Source organism: Caulobacter sp. BP25, from assembly GCF_002737755.1.
Taxonomy (GTDB): Bacteria; Pseudomonadota; Alphaproteobacteria; order Caulobacterales; family Caulobacteraceae; genus Caulobacter.
In genome coordinates this window covers 54866-68893 of sequence record NZ_PEGH01000007.1, presented here as the reverse complement: position 1 = coordinate 68893, position 14028 = coordinate 54866, and the positions used below count along the sequence as shown (strand labels likewise).

Annotated in this window: 12 protein-coding genes; 2 read left to right on the top strand and 10 right to left on the bottom strand. The window is 64.9% G+C overall.

Going from position 1 to position 14028, the window contains the following annotated elements; all coding sequences use genetic code 11:
* Positions 1–341: 341 nt before the first annotated feature.
* Positions 342–980 carry a haloacid dehalogenase-like hydrolase gene (locus CSW59_RS04210; RefSeq protein WP_099442851.1) on the top strand — a complete coding sequence of 213 codons (639 nt, stop codon included), beginning with the start codon at positions 342–344 and terminating at the stop codon, positions 978–980.
* A 644-nt stretch (positions 981–1624) separates the two neighbouring features.
* On the opposite strand, the gene dnaE is transcribed toward CSW59_RS04210, so the two are convergent.
* Together dnaE and sidA are read right to left on the bottom strand one after the other, a co-directional pair.
* Positions 1625–5056, bottom strand: a complete 3432-nt coding sequence (gene dnaE / locus CSW59_RS04200) for a DNA polymerase III subunit alpha (RefSeq protein ID WP_099442850.1) — start codon at positions 5054–5056, stop codon at positions 1625–1627.
* A 23-nt stretch (positions 5057–5079) separates the two neighbouring features.
* Entirely contained in the window at positions 5080–5169 is a 90-nt protein-coding gene (sidA, locus tag CSW59_RS04195; protein ID WP_099442979.1) for a cell division inhibitor SidA, read from the bottom strand.
* Between the two features lie 151 nt (positions 5170–5320).
* Here sidA and CSW59_RS04190 point away from each other — a divergent pair, with 151 nt between their 5' ends.
* Complete coding sequence (locus CSW59_RS04190; RefSeq protein WP_099442849.1) at positions 5321–6277, top strand: nucleoside hydrolase; 957 nt, start codon at positions 5321–5323, stop codon at positions 6275–6277.
* 4 nt (positions 6278–6281) lie between these two features.
* On the opposite strand, the gene CSW59_RS04185 is transcribed toward CSW59_RS04190, so the two are convergent.
* The 8 genes from CSW59_RS04185 to CSW59_RS04145 all read right to left on the bottom strand — a co-directional run bounded on the left by CSW59_RS04185 (position 6282) and on the right by CSW59_RS04145 (position 14027).
* On the bottom strand, positions 6282–6986 hold the full coding sequence (locus tag CSW59_RS04185; RefSeq protein ID WP_099442848.1) for an ABC transporter ATP-binding protein: 705 nt from the start codon (positions 6984–6986) through the stop codon (positions 6282–6284).
* Positions 6979–8259, bottom strand: coding sequence for a lipoprotein-releasing ABC transporter permease subunit (locus CSW59_RS04180; protein ID WP_099442847.1), 1281 nt, complete (start codon positions 8257–8259; stop codon positions 6979–6981). Before CSW59_RS04180 ends, CSW59_RS04185 begins: the two co-directional genes overlap by 8 nt.
* Positions 8259–9590, bottom strand: coding sequence for a proline--tRNA ligase (gene proS, locus CSW59_RS04175; RefSeq protein WP_099442846.1), 1332 nt, complete (start codon positions 9588–9590; stop codon positions 8259–8261). The genes CSW59_RS04180 and proS overlap by 1 nt, the downstream gene beginning before the upstream one ends.
* A gap of 436 nt (positions 9591–10026) precedes the next feature.
* Positions 10027–10287: a DUF1467 family protein gene (locus CSW59_RS04165; protein ID WP_099442845.1), complete on the bottom strand. Its 261-nt coding sequence runs from the start codon at positions 10285–10287 to the stop codon at positions 10027–10029.
* Positions 10287–10706, bottom strand: a complete 420-nt coding sequence (mce, locus tag CSW59_RS04160; RefSeq protein ID WP_099442844.1) for a methylmalonyl-CoA epimerase — start codon at positions 10704–10706, stop codon at positions 10287–10289. Before mce ends, CSW59_RS04165 begins: the two co-directional genes overlap by 1 nt.
* A gap of 107 nt (positions 10707–10813) precedes the next feature.
* Positions 10814–12493, bottom strand: a complete 1680-nt coding sequence (locus CSW59_RS04155) for a ribonuclease J (RefSeq protein WP_099442843.1) — start codon at positions 12491–12493, stop codon at positions 10814–10816.
* Positions 12493–13278, bottom strand: coding sequence for a type III pantothenate kinase (locus CSW59_RS04150; protein WP_099442842.1), 786 nt, complete (start codon positions 13276–13278; stop codon positions 12493–12495). Before CSW59_RS04150 ends, CSW59_RS04155 begins: the two co-directional genes overlap by 1 nt.
* Entirely contained in the window at positions 13275–14027 is a 753-nt protein-coding gene (locus CSW59_RS04145) for a biotin--[acetyl-CoA-carboxylase] ligase (RefSeq protein ID WP_099442978.1), read from the bottom strand. The genes CSW59_RS04150 and CSW59_RS04145 overlap by 4 nt, the downstream gene beginning before the upstream one ends.
* Between the last annotated feature and the right edge of the window lies 1 nt (position 14028).

Sequence of the window (14028 nt, the reverse complement as noted above, 5' to 3'; positions counted from 1 at the left end):
TGTGGAATGGCCGCGCAAATAGTCGCTGCGGAACGAAAAAGCAAGCCCGCGCATCGCCTCGTCGCCGGTGAAATATGATCGCTGGCGCCTTCAGGCGGTCGCGGGCCCACGTCGTCCTAGAGCGTGACGCCGAAAGTGGGAACCGGTTTCGGCACGGGTCACGCTCTAAGTGTTTGATTTAGAGTCTTGTTATCGCGTCAAAACGATTCCGTTTTGACGCGCAAGGCTCCAGAGGCAGAAGCCGCCAGCGTGGTCGCGATCGTCCACAGGAACGGGGGAACATTGTCGCAAATCTTCCACGCGAGCGTGGCTCACTGAAGGAGGCGACACGAGGCAGGACGATGCTCGCGGTGTTCGACATGGATGGCACGCTGCTGAGCGGCGACTCCACGGCGCTATGGCTGTGGGAACGCGTAAAGCGATCGCCTCCGCGCCTTCTGGCCATGCTTGCAGTCGCCCCGGTCGCAGGACCGATGGTCGCCCTCCCCTTCATGCGCCGTTTCGGCGCTTCGATTCTGCTCTGGATCGCCACCGTCGGTCTTTCGGAACAGCAGCTGCTCGCGTCTTGCGACGCCTTCGCCGACAAGCCACGCCACCTCGCCTGGAAAGCTCAAGCCTTGGCCGCGCTGGACAGCCACGTCGAGGCGGGCGACCGCGTCGTGGTCGTCACCGCCGCGCCGATCTGTCTAGCGAACGCGCTGCTGCGCACTCTCGACCGCCCAATGGACGTGCTCGGCACATCGTTGAAGCCCGTCCTCGGCGGTTGGATCGCGGACATGCACTGCCGCAATCAGCGCAAATGCCAGGCCCTGACGGAAGCGGGCCATGGCGTGCAGTGGGCCTATGCCTATACCGACAGCATGGACGATCTTCCGATCCTCCGCGCCGCCGACAGGCCCGTGATCGTCAAAGGCGGCAAAGCAGCGGAGCGGCGGCTCTTCCGTGCGGGTCTTCTGAATGGCCGCGCTGCGGCTTGGTAAGATTGGCGGACATAAATGGGCGGTCTCGCAGACCTTCCACGCCAAGATCGCCCAGCCTGACCTCATGTCCCCGGCGCGGCGGCGTCGCCAGCCTCGAAACGGTTTCACCTGCCTCGAAGAAGCGCGCGCTCACCCCGATGCAAATCAGCCACTGGAAGGCCGATCCCCTGGCCGTGGGCCACCCTCGGTCCCACAATCGAGCGGAACATCTCGTCAGAAGAACCTTCCATCGACCTGCTGCGGGTTCAAGCCGAACACATCGATCTCGTCGAGGCAGCGCACGTTCACCGCAATCATCTGCTGACCATCGGGCGTGACGCCACGGCCGAACGATTGGATGCCACACGTCCCGCAGAAAAGGTGCGAGATCTTATCGGTATTGAACCGGTACTCAGTCAGGGCGTCTCCCCCCGCCTACAAAGCGAAGGCGTGGGCTCCGGCGAAGGCAAGGATCGAGCCAAGCTTGCCGCACCGAGTACAGTTGCAGGTAATCAGATTATCCAGCGCCACGTCGACGGTGAACCGCACCCGCCCGCACTGACACCCGCCTTCGCGCCTCGCCATCTCTAACTCCGTCGACGACTGCCAGCCTCAGGCAAGTGGCTCAACCGTCGTGATGCCACCCCAGAAATAGGAATATTTTCCTAAACATCTTCTAGAAGCGCCACGCCAGGCGCGGTCTTCAACGCCCCGCGCAATGCCGCGTCGAGACTGTATCTGCCGGGCAACCTCAGCTCGATCTCCCGCCCGCCGCCGATTGCGGCGACGAAGGTGACCTCTCCGCCCTTCTGAGACTGGGCGGGCTCTAGCCGGCGCTTCAACGCGTCGATCTCGGCCGCCGAGGGCGACAGGTGCACGCGAAGGCCAGCGACGACGTTCTCGATCGCTTTCTCGATGGGCTCGGCGTCGTCTCCGAAGAAGCGGACCTCCCCATCACGCGCCTTAGCGCGGACCTTGATCGCCACAGCCTTGCCCGGCTCCAGCACATCGCGGCACTTCCGCAACGATTCCGGCGGGAACAGCACCTCGTATTCGCCAGTCGGGTCCGACAGCGAGACGAAAGCGAACTTTTCGCCGCTCTGCGAGGCCCGCTCCTGCCGACGACGGACCATGCCGCACATCCGGAAGGCCTCCATACCGGCTTCGGCCTGCACCATGGCCTCGGCCAGCATGGCCGTGCGCCGCCGACGCAGCATGCCGACCATGTCTTCCAAGGGGTGGCCGGTCAGGTAGAAGCCGACCGCTGACAGTTCCTCGTCCAGCAGGTCAACCTGGTTCCAGTTCTCGGTCTTGGCCAAGCGCGGACGCCCGGCGCCGGAGTCAGAACCAAACAGACCGCCCTGCCCGCCTTGGCGGTCGGCGTGGCAACTCTGGGCGTGGGCGATCAGCACATCGGCCGAGGCCGCGATCTGGGCGCGGTTCTTGTGGAACGTGTCGAACGCTCCGGCGCGGGCCAGGTTCTCGATCGCCCGCTTATTGACCTGACGCGGGTCAATGCGTTCGACGAAGTCGAAGATGTCGCGGAACGGTCCGCCTTCCTCGCGCACCGCGACAAGGTGCTTCATGGCTTCAAGACCGACGTTGCGGATCGCGCCCAGCGCGTACAGCACCTCGCCGTTCTCGACCTCGAAGTCGGCGCCCGACCGGTTCACGTCGGGCGCGCGGACCGTGATGCCGAAGCGGCGGGCGTCCTGGTGGAAGACGGCCAGCTTGTCGGTGTTCGACAAGTCGAGACTCATAGACGCGGCGAAGAACTCAACCGGCGCGTTCGCCTTCAGCCAGGCCGTCTGGTAGGAGATAAAGGCGTAGGCGGCGGCATGCGACTTGTTGAAGCCATAGCCGGCGAACTTGGCCACCAGTTCGAAGATCGAGCCCGACTGCTCCTCAGGGACGTTCTTTTCCTTGGCGCCGGAGACGAAACGGATCTTCTGGAGATCCATCTCCTCCTTCTTCTTCTTACCCATGGCGCGGCGCAGAAGGTCGGCTTCGCCCAGGCTGTAGCCCGCCAGGATCTGGGCGATCTGCATCACCTGTTCCTGGTAGACGATGACGCCATAAGTCTCCTTCAGCACCGTCTCCAGCGACGGGTGCAGGGTATCGACGGGTTTGCGGCCAAACTTGCAGTCGACGAAGGTGTCGATGTTGTCCATCGGGCCCGGTCGATATAGCGAAATCAGCGCCGTGATCTCCTCGATCGAGCCACAACGCATCTTGCGCAGCGTGTCGCGCATGCCCTGACTTTCGAGCTGGAACACGCCGACCGTCTGGCCGGAGGCAAGCAACTCATAGGTCTTGGCGTCATCGAACGGCAGCTTGCCGAGATCAATTTCGAAGCCGCGCTTCTTCAGGTGCTTCACCGCCCGGTCCAACACCGTCAGGGTCTTCAGGCCCAGGAAGTCGAACTTTACCAGGCCGGCGCTCTCGACCCACTTCATGTTGAACTGGGTGGCGGGCAGGTCCGAGCGCGGATCCTTGTAAAGCGGCGTCAGTTGAGTCAGTGGCCGGTCGCCGATCACCACGCCGGCGGCGTGGGTCGAGGCGTTACGGAACAGGCCTTCCAGCTGCAGCGCGACGTTCAGGCAGTTGGCGACGTTGGCGTCCTCGTCGCGCGCCTGCTTGAGGCGTGGCTCGATGTCGATCGCCTGGGCCAGGGTCACCGGCGCGGCGGGGTTGTTCGGCACCATCTTACAGAGGCGGTCGACCAGGCCCAGCGGCAGCTGCATCACCCGGCCGACATCGCGCAGCACGGCGCGAGCCTGCAACGAGCCGAAGGTGATGATCTGGGCCACGCGATCGCGGCCGTACTTCTCCTGCACGTAGGAGATCACCTCTTCGCGTCGCTCCTGGCAGAAGTCGACGTCGAAGTCGGGCATCGAGACCCGCTCGGGATTGAGGAAGCGCTCGAACAGCAGGCCAAAGCGCAGCGGATCAAGATCGGTGATGGTCAGCACCCAGGCGACCAGCGAACCGGCGCCCGACCCCCGTCCAGGACCGACCGGGATGCCATGCGCCTTACCCCATTTGATGAAGTCCGACACGATCAGGAAGTAGCCCGGGAAGCCCATCTTCTCGATGATGTCGAGCTCGAACTCGAGGCGCTTCCAGTAGTCGTCCTCCGGGGCGGACAGCGTCAGCCCGTCGAGGCGCATCTTCAGGCCCTCGCGCGCCTGGTGACGAAGCTCCTCGGCCTCGTTGCGGCCGTCGCCGGTCGGGAAGCTGGGCAGGATTGGCGCGCGCTTGTGCACCATGAAGGCGCAGCGACGGGCGATATCGAGGGTGTTGTCGCAGGCTTCCGGCAGGTCGGCGAACAGCTTGCGCATATCGGCCGGCGGCTTGAACCAGTGCTCGCCCGTGACGCGCCGCCGCTCGTCCTGGCCGACAAAGGCGCCGTCGGCAATGCAGAGCAAGGCGTCGTGCGCCTCGTAGAACTGCGGCTTGGCGAAATAGACATCGTTGGTGGCGACCAGCGGCACGTCGTTGTCGTAGGCCCAGTTGACCAGGCCCGGCTCGGCGGCCGCCTGCTTGGGTAGGCCATGGCGCTGGAGCTCGACATAGAAGCGATCGCCGAAGACGCGGTGCATCTCAGCCAAGGCGGCCGAGGCCTCCGCCACCTTGCCGGCGGCGAACAGGGCGTCGACGGGCCCATCGGTCCCGCCCGACAGCAGGATTAGGCCGTCGCTATATTCGACGACCTTGGCCCAGGGCACGACCGGCTCGGGCAATTCCGCGCTATCGAGATAGGCGATCGAAGAAAGTTCGGAGAGGTTGAGATAGCCCTGCTCGTTCTGGGCCAGCAGCATCACGGTCGGCGCTCGCGCCCAACGCTCGGTCGGGCCGCCGCCGATGCCGACCACGGGCAGAGCGCAGCCGATGATCGGCTGAACGCCCGCGTCCTTGGCATAGGACGAGTATTCGAGCGCCCCGAACAAGTTAGCGCGGTCCGCCAGACCCGCCGCGGGCATGCCCCCGGCGGCCGCCAGCTTGCCGATCTGATCGGCCTTGATCGCGCCTTCCAGCAGCGAATAGGCCGAGCGGACCCGCAGGTGGACGAAACCGTCAGCCTCCCCGTCCGCCATGACCGATCCTCCGCCTACACGACTCAGGCCACCAGCTGGGCGACCGAGCACATCATCCAGACGAAGCTTACGACGGAAACAAGCGCCAAAGACTCTCTCGCGACACGGATCATCGGAACCTCCACAGATTTCTTGTTTTGTTCCATATTCTTCTTTTGTTCCGTTCACAAGATGTTCTTGTGCGGGTGACACATTTTCCGCCAAGCGCCGCGCTGCTGCTTCCGCCCTATGGCCAATTCCAGCGGATCACGCCAAACCGTCGCCATGCGCCTGATCATCGACACAGACACCGCCGGCGACGACGTGTTCTCGCTGATGCTCGCCCTCACCCGCCCCGGCGTGGAGGTCGAAGCGATCACCATCGCCCACGGCAATGTGGGCTTCGTCCAACACACCGAGAACGCACTGGTGACGCTGGAGCGTTGCGGCAAGGCCGGCGCGCCGGTCTATCTCGGCGCCGAGCGCCCCTTCACCCGCGCCCCGCTCGACGCGGCCTATGTCTTCGGCCACGATGGCATGAGCGACAGCCATTTCCCGAAGGCCGCGCAACGTCCGGCCGACGGCCACGCGGTCGATGAACTGGTGCGGCGGATCATGGCCGCGCCTGGCGAGATCACCCTGCTTGCGCAGGCCCCGCTGACCAATATCGCTCTGGCCTATCTGCGCGAGCCGCGCATCGCCAAGGCGCTGAAGCATCTGTGGATCATGGGTGGCACGGACAATGGCGTCGGTAACGTCACGCCGGCGGCTGAGTACAACCTCTATGTCGATCCCGAGGCGGCTAAGATTGTCATCAACGCCGGCTTCGACATGTCGATCGTGACCTGGACACAGACGTTGCAGGACGGCCTCTTCACGAGCGCGCAACTGGCGGAGCTTGAGGCGTTGGGCACGCCGAAGGCCAAGTTCTTCACCGACGTGAACCGCGCCTCCCTCGCCTTTGCCCGCGAAACGGAAGGCCTGGACGGCAGCCTCCACCCCGACGCCCTGACCTGCGCCGTCGCCCTGGACGAAAGCCTGATCCTGGAGAGCGAGCGCTGCGTGGTCGACGTCGAGACCATGGGCGAGCTGACGCGGGGGTATCTCAGCGTCTCGCACGCGATCCTGCCCGACATCGAGATCGCCGACCCGGCGCTGAAGCGCCGGGCGCCGAACGCGCGGGTGATCAAGCGCATCGACCAGGCCGGCTTCTTCGCTGCTATGAAGCAGGCGCTTCTCTAGGCCGCTACGAGAAGGCCCGCGCCTCCAGGTGGCCGTCCTTCAGCGCCAGCACGCGGTCCATATAGCGGGCCAATTCCATATTGTGCGTGGCGATCAGGGCGGCGACACCTTCCTGGCGCGCGACGTCATAAAGCGATTGGAACACGGCCGCAGACGTCGCAGGGTCGAGGTTGCCGGTGGGTTCATCGGCCAAGAGGAGCTTCGGCCGGTTGGCCAACGCCCGGGCGATCGCTACGCGCTGCTGCTCGCCGCCCGACATCTGAGCCGGCTGATGGTCGAGGCGATGCCCAAGGCCCAGCCCTTCCAGGAGCTCCTTGGCCCGCGTCTCGGCCTCGCGCTGGCCTTTGCCGGCGATCGAAAGCGGCAAGGCCACGTTTTCCAGCGCGGTGAACTCGGGCAGCAGGTGGTGGAACTGATAGACGAAACCCACCGTGCCCAAGCGAATACGGGTGCGAAGACGCTCGGACAGCTTGGAGCAGTCGCGCCCTTGAAGCGCCACCGCACCAGCGTCCGGGTGCTCAAGCAGACCGGCCGAGTGCAACAGTGACGACTTGCCCGAGCCCGAAGGACCGATCAGCCCGACGACCTCGCCGGGATAGACCTCGAGATCGACGCCGCGAAGCACCGGCAGCGAGCCCGCCTCGGTCTTGTAGACCCGCTCGACCCCGCGCAGGGACAAAATGGGCGAGGGCTGTATCGGATCACTCATAGCGAAGCGCCTCCACCGGATCGAGGCGCGAGGCCCGCCAGGCGGGCGGCAGGGTCGCAAGCAAGCTCATCAGGGCCGAGGCCGTAACGATGCCGGCGACCTCAACCCAGTCGATCTTCGCCGGGATGTGCGAGAGCATGTAGACATCGGCGCTGAACACGGCCGTGCCGGTCGCCCATTCAACGAAGTTCTGGATGGGCGTGATGTAGGTGCAGAACAGTGCGCCCAGGGCCAAACCGCTCAAGGTGCCGGCCACCCCAATCGAAGCGCCGGCCATCAGGAAGATGCGCAGGATCGCGCCCTGCCCTGCACCCATGGTCCGCAGGATGGCGATGTCCTTGCCCTTGTTCTTCACCAGCATGACCAGGCTGGAGATGATGTTCAGCGTGGCGATCGCCACGATGCACCCCAGGATCAGCCGCATCACCTTCCGCTCGACCTGGAGGGCATTGAAGTAGCTTTGGTTCTTCTCGACCCAGTCCGTGACCAGCGCGCCAGGGCCGCTGGCCACTTCGACGGCGTGCTTATAGTCTATGGCCTTGTCGGGATCGTCGACCTTGATCTCGACATAGTCGATCGAGGTGTCGCGCCCGAAGAACAGCTGGGCCTGCTCCAGCGGCATGTAGACGAAGGCTTCGTCGAACTGGCTCATGCCGACGCTGAAGACGCCGCCGACGATATAGTTCTTCTCTCGGGTCGAGCTGCCGAACGCGGTCGCGGGCCCAGACGGAGAGATCAAGGTGATCGCGTCGCCGGGGCGCACGCCCAGGCTCAGCGCCATGCGGTCACCGATCAGGACGGTGTCGCCGCCGTATTCGCCCTCGCCAAAGCCGGCCAGTGAGCCCTGCTTGATGTTTCCAGCGATTAGCGACATCTGCCGCAGATCCGAAGGCGTGACGCCACGCACGATCGCGCCGGTCACCTGGGTCGGACCGATGACCATGGCCTGGGCCTCAACCATCGGTGCGGCCTGAACAACGCCCGGTGCGGCCTTGATCCGCCGGATGATCGTGTCTCGGTCGGGTCCGTTGATCAGCGGCGACTGGGCGTAGAGATGACCGTTGAAGCCGAGGATCCGGCCCAATAGTTCGGCCCGAAAGCCGTTCATGACGCTCATCACGGTGATGAGGGCGAAGACCGCCAGCATCACCGCGCAGAACGAGATGATCGAGATCAGCGCCACGCCGCCGTTCTTGCGCTTGGCGAACAGATACCGGCGAGCGACCGAGCGCTCCCAGCGGCTGAAAGGACCGGCGGCGTGGGCGTCTGCCATCAGGCGGTCTTGCTCTTGGTCAGGCCGTCGAGGACGGACTCCAGCGAGGCGGTGTGACGCTCGCCGGTCTTGCGGTGCTTGATCTCGACGACACCCTCGGCGATGCCCTTGGGGCCGACGATCAGCTGCCAAGGCAGGCCGATCAGGTCCATGGTGGCGAACTTGGCGCCGCCGCGGGCGTCGGTGTCGTCGTACAGCACGTCTCGGCCAGCGGCCTTGAGCGCGTTGTAAGCGGTCTCACAGGCCGCGTCGCAGGCCGCGTCGCCCTGGCGCATGTTGACGATGCCGACGTCGAACGGCGCGACGCTTTCCGGCCAGATGATGCCACCCTCGTCGTGGCTGGCCTCGATGATCGCGCCCAGCAGGCGCGAGACGCCGACGCCATAGCTGCCCATCTGCACCGGGACCTGCTGGCCGTCAGGCCCTTGGACGGTGGCCCTCATCGGTTCGGAGTACTTCGTGCCGAACGAGAAGATGTGGCCGACCTCGATACCGCGCGCAGAGAGGCGATCACCTTCCGGCAGGGCGTTGAAGGCGGCTTCGTCGTGCATTTCCTCGGTCGCGGCGTACAGCGCGGTGCGCTCGTTGACGATCGGCTGCAGATCGCCGTTGATCCAGTCGAGGTCCGGCCCCGGAGCCGGCATCTCGACGAGGTCCTTATGGCAGAAGACGGCGCTTTCGCCGGTCTCGGCCAGGACGATGAACTCGTGGCTGAGGTCGCCGCCGATCGGACCCGTGTCGGCCCGCATCGGCACGGCCTTCAGGCCCATCCGCGCGAACAGGTTCAGATAGGCCACGAACATACGGTTGTACGACTTGCGCGCGCCGTCGGCGTCGAGGTCGAAACTGTAGGCGTCCTTCATGAAGAACTCGCGGCCGCGCATCACGCCGAAGCGCGGACGGCGCTCGTCCCGGAACTTCCACTGGATGTTGTAGAGGTTCTTGGGCAGGTCCTTGTAGCTCTTGACCGAGGCGCGGAAGATATCGGTGACGACTTCCTCGGCCGTGGGGCCAAACAGCAGCTCACGCTTGTGACGGTCGGTGATGCGCAGCATCTCGTCGCCGTAGTCGTCATAGCGACCACTTTCGCGCCACAGCTCGGCCAGTTGGATGGTCGGCATCAGCAGCTCGATGGCGCCGGCGCGATCCATTTCCTCACGGACGATCTGCTCGATCTTGTTCAGGACCCTGAGGCCAAGCGGCAGCCAGGCATAGATGCCCGCCGCTTCCTGGCGGATCATGCCGGCGCGGAGCATCAGCTGGTGCGAAACGATCTGGGCGTCGGACGGTGCTTCCTTCAGCACCGGCAGGAAATAGCGCGATAAGCGCATCAGCTTGGAAACTCCGGGAATTCAAGAGGGGGTTGAGATACCCCCTCCCCCGACAGCTTGGCAACGCGATAGAGCCTGCCCGGTTCAGATCTTTGATCTGAACCGGATCAGCGGGCTCGCCCCACCAAACTTGGAAGCGCGACTATCGCAGAAACCGGCCACCACTGTCTGCGGTCGCGCTTCGGGCCAAAGTAAGGCTCCAGCGAGGCAAAAAGAGAGGCCGCGCGGATCGCCGCGCGGCCTTTCGAGTCATCGTCGGGGAAGACGCCACAGAGCGAGACCGGCAAGGCCGATCTCCTGAGACTAACCTACCCCTCGAACATCTGTTGGGGCACAGCCATCCAAGGGAAGCGCTAACAATGAGCCCATTCGCCCAAGCCTTGGGCGATTAGCGGCAAACTGCTCGCCGCTCGCCCAAGGCTTGTGCAACCGCACGTCAGGCGGCGGCAGGCAGATCCGGAAGCGTCACCAGCTTGAAATGCACCACCAGGAACAACAACGCGAACACGACGGCCGAGACCCAAGTGGTGGTGATGAACTTGCGCTTGAGGTTTGGATTGATCGGCACACCGGGATCGACTCCCGGCGGTGGCGTCACGCCAGCCTCGTGGAAGCTGCGCGAGCCCAGCGGCAGGACGGCGAACAGCACCGTCCACCAGATGGTCAGATAGACGGCGAACCAGGTGATCGGGCTCATCAGTGATGCGCTTCCTTAGGCGTTTCCATGAGCTCGACCAGCAGGCCGCCCATGTCCTTGGGATGAACGAAGATGATCAGCGTTCCGTGCGCGCCTATACGGGGCTCGCCCAGCACTGTCGCGCCCTTGGCGACCAGGGCGTCGCGGGCTTCGTAAATGTTTTCGACCTCGAAGCAGATGTGATGCTGGCCGCCCTTGGGGTTCCTGGCCAAGAAGCCATGGATCGGCGATTTCTCGCCATAGGGCTCGATGAGCTCGATCTGGCTGTTGGGCAGGTTGACGAAGCAGACCCAGACTCCCTGCTCAGGCATCGCCCACTTATCGGTGACCGAGGTGGCGCCCAGCAGATCGCGATACATTTTCACCGACTCGTCGATGGAGGGGGTCGCGACGCCCACGTGGTTGAGCTTGCCGATCATCCTAGAGAACTCCCGCTGCTTTTCTGGTTGTTGGCGAATGGCCTAGCACCAGTGTTGCAGCGCGAAAAGAGCGCGCCGCCGCAGCGTTTGCGCGGCGGCGCATCTTGTCAAATCCGCAGAACGGTCGTCTCAACGACCGGCTTGCGCTCCCAAATGCGGAAAGCGGCCTTCTTCACCGCACGGGAGATGGCGCTCTCGATCGCGTCGTCGAGTTCGCGGGCGTCCCCCTGCAGCTTCTTGTAGGCGGTCTCGGCCTCTTCAGCGAGATCGTCCAGCGCGTCGTCCAGGGAATATTCCTCATCGCCCGTAAGGCCGATGCCGCGCACCTGCGGACCCGAGACGATCTTGTTACGACCGTCCAGGACGATCGACACCGCCAACATGCCATTGAACGCCGCGTGCCGCCGCTCGCGCAGGGCCTCGCCATTCTCGGGCGTCACCACGCCGCCGTCGACATAGAGGCGCCCCGCCGGCACCTCGTCGATGATCTCGGCCCTACCGGGTGCGAGGCGAACCATGTCGCCATTGCGCGGGCTGACAGCCTGCGGGACCTGCAGATCCTTGGCGAAGGCAGCGTGCTCGATCAGGTGACGGCGTTCGCCGTGGGTCGGTACGGCGATCTCCGGACGCACCCACTGGTACATCTGGCGCAGTTCCTCGCGGCAGGGGTGACCCGAGACGTGGATGCCGGGCGTGTCGCGCTCGGTGTGCAGGCGCACGCCGCGATCGGCCAGCTTGTTCTGCAGGTTGCGGATCGGGATCTCGTTGCCCGGGATCACCCGGGAACTAAAGATCACGTGGTCACCGGCGCCCAGCTTGACATGCGGATGGCTACCATCGGCGATGCGCGACAGAGCCGCGCGCGCCTCGCCTTGGCTGCCGGTGCACAGGAACAGAATCTCGTTCTCAGGCAGATGCTTGGCCTGGTCATCGTTGATGAAGGGCTCGATGCCCTGCAGCAGGCCGACCGAGCGCGCGGCGGCCGCCATGCGGTGCATCGAACGCCCCGCCAAACAGACCTTGCGGCCACAGGCCTGGGCGGCGCGGATCACGGTGTCCATCCGCGCCACGTTCGAGGCGAAGCAGGCGACGGCGATCTTGCCCTTCAGGCTCTTGATCAGGTTGCCGAGGGCCTCGCGAACATCGGCCTCCGACCCCGCCGTGCCTTCCACGAAGACGTTGGTGCTGTCGCAGACCATGGCCAGCACGCCCTCGTCGCCCAAACGGCGAAGCGCGGCGTCGTCGGTCGGAGCGCCAAGCTGGGGCTCAGGGTCGATCTTCCAGTCGCCGGTATGCAGGATCGTGCCGAGCGGCGTCTTGATCGCCAGGCCGTTCGGCTCGGGAATCGAGTGCGTCAGGGTGATCAGCTCCAGCGCGAAGGGACCGAGCTCGAAGGTCCCACCCAGCGGGATTTCGGTGATCGGCACCTGGTCCAGCAAATCGGCGTCGCGCAGCTTCTCGCGCAGCAGGAAAGCCGTGAACGGCGTAGCGAAGACCGGCGCCTTCAGGCGCGGCCACAACCAGTGCACGGCGCCAAGATGGTCTTCGTGCGCGTGGGTCAGGACGATGCCGAGGATGTCGTCGGCATAGGGCTCGATGAACTCGGGATCCGGCAGGATGATCTCGACGCCCGGGGTCGTCTGGTCGCCGAACGTCACGCCCAGGTCGACGACGATCCACTTGCGATCGTGCGCTGGCCCGAAGCCGTACAAATTGAAGTTCATGCCGATCTCGTTCGACCCGCCGAGCGGCAGGAAGACGAGTTCGTCGTCTTTGGATTTTTTCATCAGGTCTCGGAAATGGTGTTTCGGCGGTAGATTTCTAGAAGACCCCGGATGGTCAGATCGGGATCGAAGTGGTCGATGCTGTCTGTGGCGCCCTCGAACAGGGAGGCGACGCCGCCGGTGGCGATAACGGTCATGGGCTCGTCGCGTTCGGCCTTGATGCGCGAGACGAGGCCCTCGATCAGAGAAATATAGCCCCAGAAGACGCCCGATTGCATGGCGGACACCGTGTCCGTCCCCACGATCCTGTTACCGGCAGGGCGCTGGATGGCGATCCGAGGCAGTTTCGCCGCCGCTTCGTGCAGCGCCTGCATCGAAAGATTGATGCCGGGCGAGATAATCCCGCCTTCGAAGGCGCCGTCCGCCGCCACGATATCGAAGGTCGTCGCCGTGCCGCTGTCGATCACGATCAGCGGCCCCGGATAAACCATGGCCGCCCCGATGGCGTTGACCAACCGGTCAGCGCCCGCCTCGGACGGCTTCTCGATCCGTATGTCAATGCCCAGCTTAGCGTTCTCGCCGATCACCAGCGGCTCGACATTGAAATAGCGGCGGGAAAGATTTCGCAGGTTGAAGATCGACTGCGGCACGACGCTGGAGATGATCACCGCGTCGATGGCCCGAAAGCCCAGGCCTTGCATCGACAGAAGTTGCGATAGCCACACGACGTATTCGTCGGCGGTGCGGGTGCTCTCGGTCGCCGAGCGCCACTGGGCCACCCACGACTGGCCGTCGTGGATGGCGAACATGGTGTTGGTGTTGCCCTGTTCAATGGCAAGCAGCATCAAGCGCCTCCGAAAAACACGTCGCCGGCCGTGATCCGTCGAAGATGGCCGTCGGCGAGACGGAGCCTCAGCGCGCCGTCGGCGTCCAGTCCCTCGGCGATCCCTTCGACAGTCTCGTTCCCGAGCCGGGCGACGCAAGGCTCGCCCAGACCGTGCGCGCGGGCTGTCCAGGCGTCGGCGATTGCGGGGAAGCCCAGCGTGTTCCACACGCCGAACCAGCGAGCGAACGTTTCGGCCAGCACCTCGATCGCTTCGGTCGGGGACGGCGGCAGGGTCTCGCTGTAAGTGGCGATCGAGGTCGCCGGCCGCTCGGAATCAATCGGCCTGCGCTTCAGGTTCACCCCGATCCCGACGGCGAGCCACAGGTCGCCGAGCGGCGAGGCGCCGGACTCGACCAGGATGCCGCTGACCTTCAGTCCGCCCAGCAGGGGATCATTGGGCCACTTCAGGCTGACCAGCGAGGTCGGTACGTACTTGGCCAGCATGTCGGCCACGGCCAAGGCCGCGACGAACGAGACCTGAGCGGCCTGGGCCGGCGGCTTGTCGGTGCGGAAAAGCAGCGTGGCGGCGAGGTTGCCCTCGCCCGTCTCCCAGGGACGGCCGCGACGGCCCCGCCCGGCGGTCTGGCGCAGGCCGACCAGCCAAACGGGGCCGGCCTCTCCCGCCTCGGCCCGTCGACGGGCCTCGGCGTTGGTGGAGTCGATCTCGTCGAGAACGACGATGGGGACGACGACGGGCGCTGCGCCCGTCACG